The organism is Bradyrhizobium sp. UFLA05-109 (genome assembly GCF_054185165.1).
This window is the reverse complement of record NZ_JBBIAR010000009.1, coordinates 107,446-126,006: the sequence shown is the minus strand read 5'-3', so window position 1 is coordinate 126,006 and position 18,561 is coordinate 107,446. Positions and strand designations below refer to the sequence as shown.

Below are 18,561 nucleotides of genomic sequence, written 5' to 3'. Positions count from 1 at the left end.
CTCTACGCCCGCGCCAGCGACGGGGCGAACACGACCTCGATCAGCGTGCCGGTGTTCACCGCGCTCTTGATGTTGAAGCGCGCGCGGTTGGCTTCGACCAGCGCCCTGATCAGGGACAGGCTGAGGCCGGCGCTTTCCGAGGCATCGAGCGGCGGCGGGGTGCGGAACGGCTCCATGGCGGCGGCGACTTCCTGCTCGGAAAGGCCATGGCCGGTATCGCGGATGCGAAGTGCGACCTCGCCGCGGTCAGTGAGCGCGGTCGAGACGATGACCTGGCCGCCGGCGCTGGCGAGCCGGATCGAATTGCCGATCAGGTTCACGGCGATCTGCCGCAGCGCGCGGGCATCGGCCGAGACCTGCGGCAGCGCATGCGCGAGCGAGGTGCGGATGATGATGCGCTCGCGGTTGGCCTGCGGCTGCATCACCACGACGCAGGCTTCGACGAGATCGTTGAGGTTGAGATTGCCGAAGGTGAGATCGAGCTTGCCGGTCTCGATCCGCGAAAGCTCCGAGAGATCGTCGACGATCGCGATCACGCGCTCGCCTGAGGCGCGGATGTCCTTCATGTAGTCGCCATAGCGCTCGTTGCCGAGCGCGCCGAAGCGCTCGGAGATCATCACCTCGGCAAAACCGATGATGGCGTTGAGCGGGGTGCGGATCTCGTGGCTGATGCGCGCAAGCATGTCGGCCTTGGCGTTGGCCGCGCCGTCGGCGAGGCGCTGCGCCTGCTTCAATTCGCTCTCGCCTTGCTTGGTCTGCGAGAGGTCGCGGAACACGGCGAAGAAGTTCGGGCCGTCGGGCTGGGTGCGGCCCATGATCATGGCGAGCGGGATGACGCCGCCCTTGCACTCGCGGCCCAGCACCTCGCGGCCATGGTCGAGCAGGCTCGCGATGTTGCCGCCCCTGATGCTGTCGAGATAGTCGACGACCACGCGCTGGCTTTCCGGCGCGAACAACGTCGTGAGGTTCTGCTGCAGCAACGTCTCGCCGTCATAGCCGAACAGCGCCTCGGCGCTGCGGTTGCAGGCGTGGATGTTGCCCTCGGCATCGAACATGACGATGCCCTCGGCCGTGGTGTCGAGGATCGCGGCCAGATCTTCCGCATTGGCCTGACCGGGTTCGAGCTCCAGCTCGTCCTCGAACGCGGGCTCTTCCGCAGCAGTGACGGCTTCGGCGATGACGGGCGCTGGCGCGGGCAGCTCGCAGATCAGCGCATGCGCGGTGTCGCCGTCCCAGATGATGGTGTGCAGGCGGGCCTCGGTCGCCTCAGAGCCATCGGTCGCGCTGATCGTCACCGGCGTGCCGGCCTCCGACGTGCTGCTTTCGGACGACACGCCCGGCGCAACGTAGAGTGCATCCAGCCCGCCGGCTTCCTCCAGCGCGCCCAGATTGGGATGGCCGACGCGCGCGAGGAAAGCGGGGTTGGCGTAGAGCAGGCGGTCCAGCCGGTAGATCAGGATGCCGGTCGGCATGAGATCGAGCAGCATGCGGTCGCGCACGGCCTCGCCGCGCGGCGGCGGCTCGGGCTCGGTCATCAGCCACTCGGCCAGTTCGCGCGGCCTCTCCTCTGCGGGCGCAGCCGGTGGCTCCTCGATGGTCGCCTGCGTCGTCTCTTGCGGCTCGACGGAGGCTGCGGCCGCGTCCCGCTCGCGCTCGAGCCGCTCGGACAATTGCCGGGCGAGCTCGTTGAAGGCGGAGTTCTCGACTGGCGTCAGCGTCGGCGATTTGTTGTCGCCGAGCGGGCGGAATGGCACGACGTTGGGGGGCGTTTCCACTTGCTTATCCAAATCGGCTTGTTGTGAATTCGCGTCGATCAAGGGTTCGGGCAGTTCGGCAATGGGCTCTGGACTATCTGATACGGCCGGCGGCGGTGCGGGCTCCGGCTCTGTGACGGGCGGGATGGTGTCGGCCGATGGGCGCGGCGTTGCGGGCGGATCGGTGAACAGCTCGAAGCGCCTCAGCGCATCGAGCCGGTTGAGGCCGTCGAGATCGCGGCAGACGCCAAAGCCCTTGAAGCCCGCGAAGTTGCGCAGCCGGTCATAGATCGGCAGGCCGGCGAGCTCGACCGGCAGCCGTTCGCCGCCATCGACCGGCCAGTTCACGGTGATGCCGGCCCAGGTGTCGCGCCTGGCGAGGGCCCTCGCGATGCGCCCCTCGGGATCGAGCGCAAACTCTTCTGCGATCTCCGACCACAGCCGGCCGAAGCCGGCGGCGGTGTGCGTGCCCATCAGGCGGATGAAATCGTCCGAGCCGAGCACGAAGCGCCCCACGGCATCCATCTGCCACAGGAAGCGCAAAGGCTGATTGCGCGGCGTGGCAGGCGCATCCGCAGCTGGGGGCGGCTGGTCCATCGCCGCATGGGTCGGCTCGGCTTTGGGCGAGACAATGTCCTCGTCCGGGTTATCAACCGCATCTTCAACCGGCGCGGGCGTCTCCACCGTCTCGGCGTCGAGTGGTTCGGCGAAGGCATCGAACAGCGCAAATTCGGCCGGCGCCTCGTTGGCCAGCGCCGGCTGCTCGTAGTCCGGTACCGCCGGTGCCATTGGCGCCGCAGATTGAACGGCCTCGACCGGCGGCGCCTCGGGCGCGTCCGGCGCAACATCTCGCGGCACATGCGCGGCCTCGAATGCGCCGCGTTCGTACAGCGCGACGAGGCCGGTATCGGCACCTACGCCGACCCGTTGCAGCACCATGTGGCCGATGCCGAGCGGCGTCCTGGCCCGCCCTTGCGCGAGCGCATCGCTGCGTGCCTGCGCAAGGCCTGCGTGATTGAGATCGGGAATGCCGAGCAGGGTGCGCGCGGTCTCGCTCGCGCCGACGAACAGGCCGTCCGGCGCGAACGCCGCCATCGGTACATCAGCGCCTTCGACGAGGCGCTGCAGCCGTTCGACCAGCGGCATGACGCGGCCGCTCGATGACATCGCGGCGACCAGCACGGCGTGGCTGCCGTCGGGAAATTCGAGCCGCGCGCAGGCGCAGGTCATCAGCATGCCGAGCGTGCTACCAAAACCGCGCAGCCGCTCCAGCCGCACCGCGCCGCCGGGCAACAGGCGTCGGCCGAGCTGCGCGACCTGGCGGCGGTGCGGATCGGCCGGCCCGAAGGTCTTTTTGGCGAGCTCGGCGGCATTGGCAGCGCCAAAGAGTTTTGCGCCGACCGGATTGGCCCAGACCACCCGCGCGCCGTCGATCGACCACAGCCATGCGGGCAGGGGAGAGGTCGCATGGACGGCCAGCCGCGGATCGTCCACGCCTCGCAACTGGAAATCCGAGCTATTCATCCAACCGGCTTGTTCTGGTGGTCACGCAATTCTTGATCGTCTCTTGTCGTCATCGTCGGGCGGCCTGCGGGAATGGCAGCCTTAAGAAAGGGTTAGTATCGCCCGCCCCCGCCGGCAGGTCCACGGGCCCCGGCCCCCGAAGAGCGACCATAGCCGCGATAACCTTAATGTTGCTGAACCCGCAAGCCCGCCCGTGCGTTGCATGTGGGTAAGAGGCTGTGGGGCCCTGAGGGAAGCGGGCCGCCATCGCGCCGGTGATGCTGGCGGCGCTTCCAGAAAACGGCAGCCCAAACGGGTTGCCAAGCCGAAACCAAAACAACAGGAGTGGCAGCATGAGCGAACCAGCCCGTGAACGTTTTGAGATGCCGCCGGAGATGCGATCCATGGCGGAGACGAGCTTCAAGCAGGCGCGCGATGCGTTCGAGAAATTCCTCAGCGGCGCCCAGGCCGCGGCCGGCTCGATCGAGGAGCGCGGCGAAACCATGCGCGCCGGCGCCAAGGACCTCAACGCCCGCGCGCTGGCCTTTGCCGAGAGGAACGTGCAGGCCTCGCTCGACTACGCCCAGTCGCTGATCCACGCCAAGGACCTGTCCGAGATCATGCGGCTACACGGCGAATACGTGCAGGCGCAGATGAAGGCACTGGCCGAGCAGGCCAGCGAAATGGGCCAGGCCGTCAGCCGCGCCGCCATCGACGCGACCAAGCCGAAGCACTGAAGCGGTAAGTGGATGTCATTCCGGGGCGATGCGAAGCATCGAGCCCGGAATCCATCGCCCCACATACGCTGCGGCCCGATGGTCGCTCCGCTCGCGCCGCGGGCTCACTCAACCTCTCCCGCTTGCGGGGGAGGTCGGCGCGAAGCGCCGGGTGGGGGTTCTCTCCACCCAGGGGCTTTCTCCGCAAATCTCAGACAATCCCGACGTGGAAACACCCTCTCCCCAGCCCTCTCCCGCAAGCGGGAGAGGGGCGCGCGCTTCCTTCGTGGCACGCATCACGCACCTGCAACCGTGGGTTCCCCCGGCCAGGAACTACCCTTGGCCGGGATTAAATTGCGGCGTCGCACCTGATGTCGCATTGCGACGCACAATGTTGACATGATATCCGTAGATAACCGGAGGCGCTGGGCGAGCCATCTCGTTTTAAGCGTTTCCATCTCGACCGTACCCGTCCCGCCATCATGGCCGGCGGGCGCCAGACGGCTCACTCGTTTCTTCGACCATTGTGAGGGTTAACCATGACAGGTGCGACTGATCCATTCTCCGCCTCGATCATTCCGTTCGAGGTCCCCGAGCAGATGCGTGCGTTTGCTGAAAAGGGCGTGTCACAAGCCCGCGAAAGCTACGCCAAGTTCAAGGATGCTGCCGAAAGCCAGAACGGCACCATCGAGGCGGTGTTCGCCTCCGCCAACAAGGGCTTTGGCGAGTATACCGCCAAGCTGATGGAATTCACGAAGGCCAACACCAGCGCGCATCTGGACTTCGCCCAGGAGCTGCTCGGCCTCAAGTCGCCGTCGGAAGCGATGGAGCTGTGGAATACCCACACCAAGAAGCAGTTCGAGACCTTCCAGACCCAGGCCAAGGAGCTTGCCGAGCTCGGCCAGCGCGTTGCCAGCGAGACCGTCGAACCCATCAAGGCGAACGCCGCGAAGTTCTACAAGCCCGCCGCCTGAGCCGATCGGCGCCGTTAGGCATGATCCGCGTTAGCGCAAAATGTGAAGCGGTTTTCCGATAAGATCATGCCCAAGGAATAAGAAACCCGGGCCCCACGGCCCGGGTTTTGTTTTGGAATAGGGTGATTAGGGGCGGATTTTAGCTTAGCTGCGGCCTTGCCAAACAGAGCCGTTGCACCTAGTTTCCGGCCCGTCCAGCCCCCCTCGGCGCTTCAAGCCTTTCAGGCAGCCTCAAGGGCGGCTCGCGCGAAAATGCAGTTGTAGCTCAGTTGGTTAGAGCGCCTGTCTGTGGAACAGGAGGTCGGTGGTTCGAGCCCACCCAACTGTACCAGCGAAATCAATAACTTCCTCCTGTCTTGGCACCACACCAGCGACCCCTAGCTACCATATAGCTACCACGGCCGACGGCAACGCGGTCTGGCTCGAAAAGCAGTCATTCGTAATGACGGCGTTATCCGCCCCAGGCAGGAGTGAGACGTCTAGACTCAACAAAACCGGAGCTTTTTAAATCGTCGGTGAGTCAGATTCCGCAATAACGGTGAGTCGTCTCGCTGGAAAGCGGCTAAACAGCCGATTCCGTCAGATCGGGAGCCTGGTGTCAGTGAAAGTCTGCTCCGGCTATTCTTGCGGTTGCGCGGGCGTGACGGTTCAATCGGCCGGCTAAAGGACCGATAGATGAAGCTGTTTGGCTATCTTCCGGAGACCCTTTTCAAGCCCCTGTCGGGGCCGAAGAAGCACGTCTATGCCCGGCTCCTGATGCGCCTCTACGAACGGGTCTACTCGGCTCGCATCCTTGAGACGCCGCTTAGGGAAGAGGTCGTTAAGCAGATCGAGATCGGGCTTTCGGAGTTCGGCATCGGATCGATGGGCGATCTTTCCGAGGGAGATCCCGATGAAGATCAGACCACAAGCCAGGCCCACTATCTCGCCTACTACCGATTGCGCGACACCGGTTGGCTCACGGAAGAGACCGAGAAATGGCGCACCTACGTCGACATGAACCCGGACGCGTTCATGGTCCTGGGCGCGATCACCGATTTCGGCAACAGCCGCGTGCGCGTCGCCGGTGCCGTGGTGGACGTCAAGAACAACCTGGAGGCTGCGTTCCGGGAACCTGAGACCATGGCCCAAGGTCTTGCCAACGCGCACGACACGGCTGCTCGGTTCGCCCGCAGCATGCGCCGCATCCTGGCCGGCATGCGCGAGATCGAGGACCGCATCCTGGGCAATCCGAACGCGGCGGCCATTCTCCGCACGTTCTTCCAGGACTTTGTCGACGGACTGCTGATCGCCGACTACAAGCAACTCAAGACGTCCAACAATCCCTACCGTCACCGTCGCACGATCGCCTCCCTGGCGGGCGACATGCTCGCGGACGCAGGGCTCGTCGGCAAGATCTCGCGCGCCTACATCGAGCAGGGTGTCATGGCCGCGGGCGCCACGATCGTCACGGCCGAGGAGCGCGTCATCGCCGAGCTCGGGAAGATCAAGAGCGTCTTTGAAGACGTCGGTCCCTTCATGGACAAGATCGAGGATTTCCGCGACCGCCTCGAACGCCGCATCCGCACCACCGTCCACTACATGGACGTCATGGGAGAAGGGTCCGCGGAACGGATCGTCCGGCTGATCGAGCAACTCTCGAAGATCGGCAGCGACGAGGTGGAGATCCGTCTGAGGTCGCCGGATGTCGGTCTGCCGATCACGTCGCTCGCGTTGTACACTCCGCCGCCGCCGAAGGCTCCGCCCGAGCGGACGCGCTTCAAGGTGCCGAAGCAGGATCCTTATCTGCGCGCCTACGTCCAGGCTACAACCGAGTTCGATCGGATGGTGCGCGTGACCGATCAGAAGCTGCTGGAGTTCGCCCGCCGGCAGATGCAAGGCCGCGATGCCGTGTCATCCGCGGAGATTGAGATCGAGAGCATTCCAGATCTATTCGCCTACCGGACGCTGCCGAATTTGGCCGCGGTCGGTCGCTCCGTGCGGCTGGGCGAGTTCACGATCACGATCGAGGAGGGCCGTACCGCCAACGACTGGATCGACGTGACCGCCTTTCGGATCGAGAGAACGAGGACCACGGCCGATGCTGCGTGATCTCTCCAAAATCATCGACGACGCGGACTCCGAGGGTCGCGACGGCGACCAGTTGCAGAAGGAGTTGCGTCAGGCTGCCCAGGCGCTCTGGCGCGCCCAGTTCATCTATGAGAACGACTGGGGCATGAAGACCTTCTATGAGGTGCTCCGCCGCTACATAGGCTATTTCGAGAACCTGTTCGATGCGCTGGGGTATCGGGTCGTGGGCAGGCCGAACGACGGCTATGTCGGCCTGGTTGCGAACGAACTGCCTCCGCGTCAGAGCATGAAGCTCGACGAGAGCCTGCTCCTGCTTGTGCTGCGACTCCACTATGAGGAGGCCTTTACGCGGTTCGAGGCGAAGGAATTCGGCGAGGTGGAGGTCGAGAGCGAGCAGATCCTGCAGATCTACGAAGATCGGACCCATCGGGAACGGCCCAACTTCGGGAGGGTGAAGGAAATCCTGGCCGGCTTCAGGCAGCGCGGGCTCGTCCGGATCGAGGATCGTGACGACAGGAACTTCACCCTGTTCCTGCGGCCCGCCCTGCCGATCGTGGTCTCCAAGGACACGCTCGGCTCTCTGGAGGAGTTCGTGTCGCGCGCCACTGCGGCGACGGCAAAGGCCGACACCGCGAGCGAGGTGCAGGCGTGATCGAACTCCGTCGTATCATCCTGGTCGACTGGTACCTGTTCCGTGTGCAGCAGGTCGATATGCGCGGCATGACCGCCATCATCGGGCCGAATGGCGCGGGGAAATCGGCGATCATCGACGCCGTGCAGACCGTGCTCTCCGGCGCGAGCATGGCCAGCATCCGGTTCAATCCGAGCGCCCAGAGCAACGTCAGGAGCAAGCGGACGTTGCGCGACTACTGCCTCGGCGTGGTCTCGCTCGACGAGAAGGGCGAGCGGTCGGAGCCGACGCGCCAGCATGCCTACACCTACGTCATCCTGGTCTTCGAGGACCTGGCCGACGGCTCGGCCGTGAGCCTGGGCGTGGCCTTCTCGGCCTCGGCGTCGAGAAGCGATGAGTCCTGCGAGGCGCGCTTCATCGCCAAGGGCGCGCTGACCAAGGACGACGTCCTTGCCTCGGTCGGCGACGACGAGGTCGAGACGCTACAGTGGCACGCTGTGCGCAACGCGCTGCGCGCCAGGAATATCGAAGTCGACGATGCGTTCTCCAGCGCGACCGACTTCGTGGCGGAATCGCTCAGGGCCTTGTCGCCGGCGGGCTTTCCGCTTGATCCGAGGCGCTTCCAGAGGGCGTTTCGGAATGCCCTGCTGCTGAAGCCAGTGGACAATCCCACCGAGTTCGTCCGGAACTACGTTCTCGACGTCCAGCCGATCCAGGTCGACAGGCTCCGGCGAGGTATCGAGCACTGGCGTTCGCTGACCCGCCGCATCGAAGAGTTGAAGGCGCAGAGCGCCAGCCTCGCTGGGATCCTCCGGATTGTGGCTCGCGCCGTCGAAAACGAGCGAGTCATCACGGTCACCAATTGGCAGATCGCCCGCCTAGAGTGGGAGAAGTTCCGGCGGGACGCGCGACGCCAGGAAGAGAATATCGCGCAGCTCAAGAGCGCCGCTGCCAAAGCGGAAGTGGAAGCCGTCGCCGCGTCGACCGGCACTCGACATTCGAGACGGAGCTCAAGGCCGTTGAGTTGTCGATCAACACCAGTGTCGGCGAACAACTCGCCCAGATGTATGAGGCGGACAAGAGCCTTACCGTGGGTCTGCGCGCCAACGCCATGGCGCCGGTCAAGGAGATCGATGGCCTCATCGCTTCGATCAAGAAGGCGGTCGACCGCAATCTGCTGGTCCGCCGGGACGATCTGCTGCACGCGCTACTGAGCGCGGTCATCGTCGCTCGGGGAAGGGCGCCGCTTTCCGACTGGGACAAGACGCTCCCAGAGGACTGGAAGGACAGCGCCTCCCATCTCGATGCGGCTCTTGTCGCCGTCGACCAGGAGCGGCTTGCGGCGGTCCGCAAGACGTTCTCGGATATCCATTTCAACGCCCGCGTCGCGACCAAGGATCTTCAGGATCGTATCGATCAGATCGACAGCAACTTGAAGCGCATGGACCAGGGGCTGAGCCCGATTGAGCGCGGCACCCGCGATCTGATCGATCAGCTTCGTTCGCATGGCATCGAAGCCGAGCCGCTGTGCGATCTGGTCGAGATTCGGGACGACAAATGGCGGATGGCGGCCGAGGCTGTCCTGGGTCGCTCCCGCGAGGCGCTGATCGTTGAGCCCGGTCGCGCAGTCCGCGCCCTGGAAATCTACAGGGAAGGCGGGGAGTATTCGTTTCAACACGCCGAGGTCATCAACACGACCAAGACCGACAGCACGCGGCCGGCCGAGAAGGGTTCGCTGGCGCAGATCATCAGCACGGAAAACCGGCATGCCAGGGCATTCCTCAACTATCGGCTTGGTCGGCTGATGATGGTAGAGACCATGGACAGGATGGTCGCCGCCGAGAATGCTATTACGCCCGACCGCATGATGCAGGGCGGCCGGACCGTCCGGAGGCTTCCCAAGCCGGAGTACCTGAAGCTCGGGCGCGCCACGCAGGCTCAGATGCGCCAGCAGCTCGAGAGCGAGCGGGGCGAGCTCGCGCAGAAACTCGCCGAGCAGGCCAGCGAGGTTTTGCGACTGGAAGAAGATGCCAGTCTCTTCGGGGACATGTTCGCGCAATTCCAGAAGGTGCAAGCCACAGGACTGAGCTGCCTGGCGTGCGGCGCCGCGCTGGTAGAATTCGATCGCAAGATCTCGGACGTCGAGAAGAACATCGAGGACGCCAGGCGCAATCGCGATCCCAAGCTCATTTCGGAGCGGGACCGCCTGCGGTCTGAAGCCGGGGTGGCCGCCAAGCTCAAAAACACGACCCAAACGGCGTTTAACGGAGCGCAAACCGCGCGGGACCGAGCCGAGGGTGCTTACGAAATCTACGTGCGAGAGAACCGCGAGGTTTTGTTATCGGGTCGGCGCGGCCGGGCACGCCAGGTGCGCGAAGGTTTTCCGCAGTCGACGGCCATGCGGGATTACCGAGTCCAGGTCGCTGTCATCGCCACCGAATCCATTCCGAACCTCGTCTCCGGCTTCGTCGCGGATCGGGATCGCCGTTCGACCGAGCGGCGCTCCAGCCTTATGCGCGAAATGACCGGCGCGATGAACAAGCATGGTCAGGAATTCCATGTGGTGCCGCCCTTCACCGCCGAGGAAGCGACGCCTGCGGCCGTCGAGCAGTGGGCCGCGGCTGAAAAACAGCGCCTCGATACGCACGAACTGGTCCAGTACGAAGAGCAGTGCCGGAACGCTGCGACCGAGATGACCTCGGCATTCCGCGACGATCTTCTGCATCGCCTGGACGATGCCTTCACTGGCATCAAGTCCACCCTGAACGAGCTCAACCGGCACTTGAAGGATCGTCAGTTCCACGGGCGGGACTACTACTCGTTCAAGGCGCTGGAGGCCCCGACCCATGTCGACATGATCGAGCTCGTCGAGGAATCCAGGAAGCCGGAATTCAATCTGCCTCTCTTCGGGGATCGCAGCGGGGACGCGACCTCTCCCATGATGCGGGCGGTCCGCCAGATCGAGGAGATCCTGTCGAATCCGGAGGCGCGGACCGAGGATATCGAGGACCCGCGCAAGTATTTCAATTTCGAGCTCTACATTCAGGATGCCGAGGGCAAGATCCGCTCGTCGCTGACGAGCCGCGCGGGCACGGGATCCGGCGGTGAAGGGCAACTGCCCTTTTACATCGCCATCGGTGCCTCGCTCGCGGCCACGTACCAGAACCGTCGGACCGGCGAGAGCGGGCTGTCCCTCGCGATCTTCGACGAGGCCTTCAACCGCTTGGACACGAAGGCGATCGGTCAGTGCTCGGAATTCATGCGGGATCTCGGACTCCAGGTGATGCTGGCCACCCCCGACGAAAAGCGCCACGTATTCATGGAGGTGGTCGACACCGTCGTCAACGTGAACCGCTTGGGCAACCAAGTGATGATCGACACAGAATTCCTAACCGACAAGGCCCGCGACGCCATCGTTGCCATCGATCCGTACCGCAAGGGCTTCGACGTTTTCAAATCCGAGTTGATTGCCGCCGAGAAGGCTGAGGCTGTCCCGCAAGACCAGGCCGCGGAATGACCGACGTTCGTACAACGGATGCCGGCGTCGAATTCCTCGAACGGCTGCTGGAGCGGAGCGAGCGCAACCCCGATCGCTCCCGACCGGCTTCCGCGGCTCCGGAGTACGACAGGCTCTCTACCGCGCAGCAGGTGAGCCGCTTCCACGACCAGATGGCGGCGGCCGAGAGGTTCGGCGCTGTCAAGGTGGAGCGAGGCAAGAGGGACCGGAGTCACCTGATCGAGCGGGTCCGTGTCCTAGACCCCGAACTGCTCGCCAGGCATCTTGGTCGCCCGACCGCGCCGGCGGTCGCGCAGCGCGTCAGGGACGAATTGCTTCCAATTGCAGCAACCGGAGAACCGTGGGTTGTCAGCCTATTGGGCGAGATGACGGCCAGGTGGGCCCGCAGCGAGGCCGCCTATCGTCTGACCGCCGCCCAGGCAGATTCCGCCAAGGAGTTCTTTACGCTGCTGGCGTCCATCTCGCGGCAGGAGGCTAAAGGACTGGACGGGCGAACCTTTTCTCAAAAGGCGACGAACGACACGAAGGCGTTCGATCGGCACGCTTCGCGGCTCGCCGCCGTTCTCGGCGTCCGGATCGGGCAGCCAGGCGCCGCTGCCGATGTGGTCTGGGCGCACATCGGGCTGGAGCGATTCAGTCATCCCGTTCACCTGAAAGGGCCTGTTGCCGTGGAAGGGATTGGCGGTCGTCTGATCGATGGCCGCGCCAGGCCGTTCGCCTCAATTCATCCGGAGATGCTCCCGCAACTATCGGTCTTGGAACAGCCGACGGCCGTGCTGACGATCGAGAACTACGCGAGCTTCAATCGGCAGGTTCGCGAGATCGAGGACGGCAGCCTAGTCGTGTACACCGGCGGCTTTCCCGCAGCGGGAGTCATCGAGCTTCTGGCGAAGGTCCTGACCGCCGTTCCGACCGATGTGCCGTTCCTTCATTGGGGCGATGTGGACGCCGGTGGCGTGCGCATTCTCAGGTATCTGGAAGAGAACCTTCCCCGCGGGCCGCGTCCGCACCTGATGACCAAGGAGCTGGCCGAGAGAGCCGGCCAGCCGGCAGATGCGGATCCGAGCTTGGCCTCGATCGCGAAGTCCGACAGCGCGATCCGCGAGCTGGCGGAGTGGTTGGCGTTCGGATCGGACGTGCGCCACCTGGAGCAGGAAGCGCTGGATCCGGCGCCACCCTCGCTTGCGGTTGGCGTGCCTTCGTCAGGCGGCCGGCTTCAGGGCTGATTTCTTCCCGTCGACGCTGCCGCTCTCGGGCTTCAGCGAATGGAACGGCACGAATTCCTTCCAGCTCGGCGAAGAAGTGCGGCCGCAGGATGGGCAACTGCTCGCGAGCCTCGGTGAAGCCGCGGTTCTTCATCTCGGCGATGCGCCGGGCGTTGTCCAGCGTGTAGCGGCCCAGCGGGGCGGTCTGGTCGATCCGCCAGATCGCTTGCCGCCGCCTGACTGCTTGACGCGTTCGCTTGCGAAATTGGGCGTTCGGCGGGCGATGGATATGGAGCCCGATCTCAGCTGGTTCGGGTACCGGCCGTCCCGCGACCGCGACGAGACTGCCAAGGAGGCCGACGCGCGTTTCCAGACGAGCCGGGCGGAGATGCTGGACGACCAGGCCATCGCCGAGTTCCTTCGCGCAGTCGAATTCCTTTCGAAGTATCCACGTCGCAAGACGATCAACCGCAAAAGGGGCAGCTACGGCCTGAAGCACGATGCCGAGCGCGCGACGGGAAACTACGTCGCAAACGGCATGTTGATCGCTGCCGCTTTGGCCATGGGGGTTTTCGGCGGTCCCTACCCATTCAGGTTCGCCGAACGCACATTTCAACATCAGCTCCAAGGCGGCTTGAGGCGCCGCCGGAAGTGGCCAAAGGTTCTCGGTTTCAACAGTTTGGCGTAATTTTACACGTGACTGTTGAAACCTTTGATTTTCAATGATAAATATGGTTTCAACAGTAACGATCTAAATCGGCCATAAGTGTTGAAACCATGGAATTTCAAGAGCTTAACAATGATCAACGCCGCGAGGTAGTCAACAGCCAGCAGCGCTTTCAGGCCCTGCGGGACGCCAAGGAGGCGTACGACGCGCATCGCGGTTCCCTGACCTGGGTGGAGTCCAAAGGCCGCGAATACCTCGCCCGGAGCTACTACGACAAAGCCGGCCTCCGGAAGCAAAGCTCGCTCGGGGCGCGCTCTCCCGAAACCGAAAAAATGAAGACCGACTTCGAGGTTAAGCGTGCTGCTGCGGAAGCCCGATTGAGAAACCTGCGTGACACGATGGAGCGGCAATCCGCTGTCAATCGTGCACTCGGCCTGGGTCGCGTACCCCTGATCGGAGCTCGGATCGTGCGAGCTCTCGACGGCTTCGGGATGTTGGGCTCCGGCATTCGGATTCTCGGAACGAACGCGATCTACGGTTATGAAGCCTCTTCCGGCGTCAAGATCGATCCAGGCCTGACCACGACGGAAGACATCGATCTTCTGTTCGACGCGCGCGGCGGGCTTACGTTCGTGGCGGACGACGACGTCTCCGAGTCTTCGCTCCTGAAGATACTTCAACGCGTCGACACCAGTTTCGAACGCACAAAGCAGACGTTTCGAGCTGTGAACCGCGACGGCTATCTCGTCGATCTGATCAAGCCCATGCAGAGCCCTCCCTGGAAGAAGGCTCCGGACAAGATCGGCTCAGACCCCGAAGACCTGACTGCCGTTCAAATCGAAGGACTCGATTGGCTGCAGAATTCTCCGGCTTTCGAGGCGGTCGCGATCGACGAAAAGGGCGAACCGGTGCGCATCGTCGCTCCAGATCCGCGGGTTTGGGCCGCCCATAAGCTTTGGTTGTCCCGTCGTGCGGACAGGGAGCCGCTCAAGCGCCAACGAGATGCAGCACAGGCCGAAGCCGTGGGTGCTCTGGTCGCGAACTATCTCACTCACCTGCCGTTCGACGCAGAACAGCTAAGGATGCTCCCTAAAGAAGTAGCAGACAGCGCGGCGCCGCTTTTCGTTAAGAAAGACACTGCTGCGCGGGCCTAACGGTCAGGCTCGACAAGAACGAGGCCGGCACAGCCGGTGCCGATCATCGGCGGCACCATGATGATGATCAGCATGGTGCTGCTGCTCGTCGGCATGATGGTCGCGCCATAGTCGGCGTGACGACGATCATCATCACCGGCATCATCATCGCCAGCAGCACCACCACCAGCAGCACCAGCTTCAGCATCGCGATCTGGGCCGCCGGCATTGCCGGCGGCCCAGCGGCTGCTGGCGACTTGACACCGATCAAAAATCGATTGCGATCACCGCAAAACTGCTTACCGTACTCACCGTGAGATCTTCGCGGCGTTAATGTTCGGTTTCAAGCTCGGTCGCTGATTTTCAATGATTGGGCATCGACTTACAAAATCGAGTCGTTCTTAAGGCTCGGGATCGAGTCGCTCTTACAGCCCGAGCGAGTCGTTCTTATAGTGGACCAACAACATGGTTCACTTTGTTGGTGGGCCTGGCAAGACTCGAACTTGCAACCAGACCGTTATGAGCGGCCTCGCTCGCATGTCTAAAAAACTCAATAATATCAATTATTTACACTTTTGCATTTTGACAACGAAATGCAAGTTGTTGTTGTTCGTTTGCATTCGTGCATCTGCATTGCAAATCGTCGTCGCTCCTCGCGCCTTCAAAGGTGCTTTTTTTGTAGGCGCACGCTCGCATCCGTGAGATTCGAACAGTCTAGCGCTTTAAGCGCCGCGGAATCCCTCATTGCAGAACCAATCACTTCCGCTCAGTGTGCGGTAAGTGACGGCTTGCCAGCTGTTCATGCGTCGCCCGTGAAGAACCGGTGCAGTACCTGGCTCAAGCGATGTTTTGGGCCGGGACGGTTTCGACGAAGGTGCGGATGACGCGCAAAAGCTCTGCCAGCCACCGCAGCAGGAGGCCGAAGTTGTAGCCGGCAGCCGCAAGGACGGCGTTGATGCGGTCGCCGAGGCGGCCCTTGAGATAGTTGCGGTCCATGCGGTGTTCGGCTTTGACGTGGCCAATGACGGGCTCGACGGCCGCGCGACGCTTCATCTCGCGACGGATCGAAGCGGTGACGCGGCGGACCTGACCTGAGATCCAGACCCTGAACCGATGCGGGTGGTTGTGCCCGCGATAGCCTTTGTCGACGTGGATGCGGCGAGCCTCCACGCCGGTGAGCTTCTCCATGTCGACAATGACAGGGCCGAGCGTGTGCCCGTCGAAGGGATTACCATGCAGGGCTTTGGCATGGAGCACAAACTGTCCGCCCTTCGGAGACGTCACGGGGGTGGCGATACTAACCTTGCAGCCGAACTCGTAAGGCGCGCGGGCTTTACCCTTGCCGATGCACTCGACCTCCGGGGCATGTAACGCATAGACCTTCAGACCGCGCTGATGCTGGTCCTGGCTGTGCACTTGCTGCGCTAAACCGAGCAGCGGGTCGAAGCGAGCTTCCAACACCGTATCGCCATCAATCTTGCGGCGGATGTCGCGAATGATCCGGCCAAGCCGTGTCCGGAGGAACTTGAGCTGGCGCCGGGCGCGTTTGAACTGGTGAGCGTGGCTATAGCGGCCGACCATGATGGCGGCGCGCTTGGCCAGGCGCAGATAGCTCTGGCGCAGCGGCACACAGTTGCGCTTGGCGAGCCCGACGAGCCTGGTGATTGCCCGATGCATCAGCCGCGCGTCGGTCGGATGCGCAATGGCCTTGGGCTGCACCGTGGTATCGACCACCACGCGCTCCAGGTCCTTCGGACCGATGGCGCCAGTCCTGTGGGCCACCGACAGGCTCTCCTGGATCAGCGTGACGAGCTGCTCCTCGCCGAGCCGCTGCCGCCAGCGCGTCATCGACGATCGATCGAACGGCAGCCGGTGGCAGAAGCTCAGCTCGCCGCAGAAGTATTGGTAATAGGGATTCTCGATCCAGCGGGCACATAGCACCTCATCTGACAGGTTGTGCATGTGCTTCAGAATGAACAGGCCGGCGACAATCCGCGTCGGCAGGCCTGGCTGCCCCGACCCCGCCTGGCACACCGAACCAAAACGGTCATCCAGAAACTTCCAGTCGATCAGCCCCGCCAACCGAACCACCGGGTGGCCCATGTCGATGATCTGATCGAGGGCAGGAAGCAACAGGTCTTTCTGGCGATCATCCCGCGGTTTGCTCATCGCCTTCCCCAATGCCGATGACCCGCCGCCAGGGAATCACGAATCGCTCGAAAGCAAAATCCCAAAACGCAAGAAAGCGCGCCACAACACTCGGCTTTCCTGCAAAATCGAATACTTTATCGAGGCAACTTCTATCTATCTCCCAAGCCGATTTGCATTCTTCACCGACGACTCATGCGAACCGCTTCGCGCGTTTTGGCTTGCCGCGTTAGTTCCTCGCGAACGCCATCTACACCGCGGCTGTCGTAAATGTCCCCGAGAAGCTGCGCCTGACCGCTGATCTCGCGTGCGGCCTGTGCTCCATACAGCTGCGCCAACCCCAACGTTCGAAATTGTCGGCGCACCCGTTCGTTAAGAACACCAGGCCAGGATGTAACTGCCTGCGTCCGAAAGATCAGTGCCGCGACCGGGCCCTCAACGACTTTGGCCGCGAGCCAACGCTCGGCCTCGACGTTATCAAAATATGGATGGAGAAAGACCTCCTCTGCTGCAGCGGGAGCGAAAGACAGCTTTGTTTTGTTGCAGTCAGCGCAGGCGCCGACGAGGTTGTCAGGGGTTACTGCCAGAGCAGGGAAAAGCCGCTTTGGTAGGAGGTGGTCAAGCGTTGAGACAGGACGATGATCGCAGAAAGGGCAGATACCTTGCTTCGGCAGGAGCTTTATCGCGTCATAGACGTGGCGGCCCGGGCCTCTCTTTCCAGCCATTCGCTGGTCGTACACACTGACCATCTCGTCCGTGGTGACCGAGCCATCAACGCCGACCGTCTGAGGGATGAGGTGAAGTTCGGCGTCTTCCGCGCGATCAGCATAGATTGTGGCCTCACCCTTAACGTGACCCGCAATGGCGGTTAAGCGGTGCTTCAAATGTTTGTCATGAACTCGGCTGATGCATGCGGCGAACGTGTCCTCGGCATCGAAAGCCGGTCGATTAACGCACCACATCTAGGTGAGATCCTCATCGTCGGTAGCATCGCGTGCTGCAATCCGCACACTGATCAGGGCCCGTCCTTCTAGTCCGACCTCGCCATCGAATTTGCTGATAACGTCATCGAAATCGTCATTAGCAACAACTGCCTCTGCGATCATTTTGTAGAAACCTGACTGGGTCACCTCAAGGCCAAACACCTCGTGTGTCAAACGGCCGACATTCTCGGCAAAGGTCTCGATCTCTGGACGCTCGATAACCGCGCCGCCGCCATGACGACGAAGTTTCCAAACGCAGCTGCGCGGCACCTCCTGCAACACCACAGGAGAATGGGTGGCGACGATAGCGACACCGTTCCTGTTGATGAGGAGATCTGAAACGGCGCGGATAAGTGCTGCAAGAAGGGGTGGATGGAGGTGAGCTTCAGGCTCATCCATGAGAACCAATGTGCGCTCTTCCACACTTTCGACAAGCTTCGTGATAGTAAGAAGTACAATCTTGTGCCCCGAACTCAGTTTGCGGAAGAGCCGGCTCGCCGAGCTGCCGAGATCGTCCGAGACAAGATCAAGCAATGCTGTGACGTCGGCCTCTTCAAAAATCGGGTCTGACTCAAGTGTGCGAAGCGCTCGTCGCCATCGCTCGCGGGGCTGCTGGCCAGTAGTACATGCTTTTGCGCTGGCGATGAAATCTTGGGTCAGTTCGCCGGGCTGTTGAGTCACTGTGATAAATTCAGTGCTACCATCGTCATTTGTCTGTCGTACCCGCTTACGAAGGCCGACATTGGCGTAGCGAACGCCCTTCGTGGCGTTCTTTGATTTTCGAATAAGAGGGAAATCGTCGAAGGCCGAGAAGGTCACTGAGACAATGTTTGCGAACGGACTTTCAAGTTCTTCGTCGAGTTCATCTTCATCGGACATGAACTCCCCGTTCTTATCGACGTCCTCCCCTTCGACGAGAGCGCGAGACATTGCATTTAGAAGATGAGACTTGCCGACGCCATTGCGACCAATGATCACTTGGATATTGCTTGGTGGTCTGGAGGAAGGTGCCACCTCGAAGACAAGCGTAACTGGATCGAACTCGGGATCGATCTGCGCTGGACCTCGATATCGGAACGAGTAGTCCGTTAGACGCGCGCCTCCTGCAACAATGCGACGAAATTGGCCCACAATCGTTCGTTCGCTTACAGACCGCATAAGCGACGTGCCGGTAACTTTCTCTTCGCGCGCCCGCTGATACAGCCTCTCATCCGCGACGATGTCATTAAGCGATGTGAGTAGTCCTTGAAGCGAACTGCT

At 62.5% G+C, this 18,561-nt stretch carries 14 protein-coding genes and 1 tRNA gene; 11 read left to right on the top strand and 4 right to left on the bottom strand.

From position 1 onward, the window contains the following. Positions 1–2 precede the first annotated feature (2 nt). Positions 3–3,278, bottom strand: a complete 3,276-nt coding sequence (locus tag Q3C01_RS08760; protein WP_458144918.1) for a PAS domain-containing protein — start codon at positions 3,276–3,278, stop codon at positions 3–5. A 332-nt stretch (positions 3,279–3,610) separates the two neighbouring features. Between Q3C01_RS08760 and Q3C01_RS08755 the strand changes: the two genes are divergently transcribed. The 11 genes from Q3C01_RS08755 to Q3C01_RS08705 all read left to right on the top strand — a co-directional run bounded on the left by Q3C01_RS08755 (position 3,611) and on the right by Q3C01_RS08705 (position 14,487). Then, positions 3,611–3,994, top strand: a complete 384-nt coding sequence (locus Q3C01_RS08755) for a phasin family protein (RefSeq protein WP_458144917.1) — start codon at positions 3,611–3,613, stop codon at positions 3,992–3,994. Between the two features lie 518 nt (positions 3,995–4,512). After that, a complete protein-coding gene (locus tag Q3C01_RS08750; protein WP_458144916.1) occupies positions 4,513–4,947 on the top strand; it encodes a phasin in 435 nt (144 codons plus the stop codon). A 254-nt stretch (positions 4,948–5,201) separates the two neighbouring features. Further along, positions 5,202–5,278 (top strand) — tRNA-His (locus Q3C01_RS08745). Between the two features lie 344 nt (positions 5,279–5,622). Continuing rightward, on the top strand, positions 5,623–7,038 hold the full coding sequence (locus tag Q3C01_RS08740) for a Wadjet anti-phage system protein JetA family protein (RefSeq protein ID WP_458144915.1): 1,416 nt from the start codon (positions 5,623–5,625) through the stop codon (positions 7,036–7,038). After that, positions 7,028–7,669 carry a DUF4194 domain-containing protein gene (locus tag Q3C01_RS08735; RefSeq protein ID WP_458144914.1) on the top strand — a complete coding sequence of 214 codons (642 nt, stop codon included), beginning with the start codon at positions 7,028–7,030 and terminating at the stop codon, positions 7,667–7,669. Before Q3C01_RS08740 ends, Q3C01_RS08735 begins: the two co-directional genes overlap by 11 nt. Further along, positions 7,666–8,862, top strand: a complete 1,197-nt coding sequence (locus Q3C01_RS08730) for an ATP-binding protein (RefSeq protein WP_458144913.1) — start codon at positions 7,666–7,668, stop codon at positions 8,860–8,862. The genes Q3C01_RS08735 and Q3C01_RS08730 overlap by 4 nt, the downstream gene beginning before the upstream one ends. A 227-nt stretch (positions 8,863–9,089) precedes the next feature. Beyond that, complete coding sequence (locus tag Q3C01_RS08725; RefSeq protein ID WP_458144966.1) at positions 9,090–11,165, top strand: SbcC/MukB-like Walker B domain-containing protein; 2,076 nt, start codon at positions 9,090–9,092, stop codon at positions 11,163–11,165. Then, the gene (locus Q3C01_RS08720; protein WP_458144912.1) at positions 11,162–12,391 is read left to right on the top strand and encodes a Wadjet anti-phage system protein JetD domain-containing protein; all 1,230 of its coding nucleotides are present in this window, start codon (positions 11,162–11,164) and stop codon (positions 12,389–12,391) included. The genes Q3C01_RS08725 and Q3C01_RS08720 overlap by 4 nt, the downstream gene beginning before the upstream one ends. Beyond that, positions 12,354–13,058 (top strand): hypothetical protein, encoded by a 705-nt coding sequence (locus Q3C01_RS08715; protein ID WP_458144911.1) that lies wholly within the window; start codon positions 12,354–12,356, stop codon positions 13,056–13,058. Before Q3C01_RS08720 ends, Q3C01_RS08715 begins: the two co-directional genes overlap by 38 nt. Before the next feature lie 89 nt (positions 13,059–13,147). Continuing rightward, entirely contained in the window at positions 13,148–14,191 is a 1,044-nt protein-coding gene (locus tag Q3C01_RS08710; protein WP_458144910.1) for a GSU2403 family nucleotidyltransferase fold protein, read from the top strand. A 116-nt stretch (positions 14,192–14,307) separates the two neighbouring features. Further along, positions 14,308–14,487 carry a hypothetical protein gene (locus Q3C01_RS08705; protein WP_458144909.1) on the top strand — a complete coding sequence of 60 codons (180 nt, stop codon included), beginning with the start codon at positions 14,308–14,310 and terminating at the stop codon, positions 14,485–14,487. A 520-nt stretch (positions 14,488–15,007) separates the two neighbouring features. On the opposite strand, the gene Q3C01_RS08700 is transcribed toward Q3C01_RS08705, so the two are convergent. The 3 genes from Q3C01_RS08700 to Q3C01_RS08690 all read right to left on the bottom strand — a co-directional run bounded on the left by Q3C01_RS08700 (position 15,008) and on the right by Q3C01_RS08690 (position 18,279). Continuing rightward, entirely contained in the window at positions 15,008–16,339 is a 1,332-nt protein-coding gene (locus Q3C01_RS08700) for an IS5 family transposase (protein ID WP_458144965.1), read from the bottom strand. Between the two features lie 161 nt (positions 16,340–16,500). Then, positions 16,501–17,280 carry an HNH endonuclease gene (locus Q3C01_RS08695; protein WP_458144908.1) on the bottom strand — a complete coding sequence of 260 codons (780 nt, stop codon included), beginning with the start codon at positions 17,278–17,280 and terminating at the stop codon, positions 16,501–16,503. Next, on the bottom strand, positions 17,281–18,279 hold the full coding sequence (locus tag Q3C01_RS08690) for an ATP-dependent nuclease (RefSeq protein WP_458144907.1): 999 nt from the start codon (positions 18,277–18,279) through the stop codon (positions 17,281–17,283). Positions 18,280–18,561: the final 282 nt, after the last annotated feature.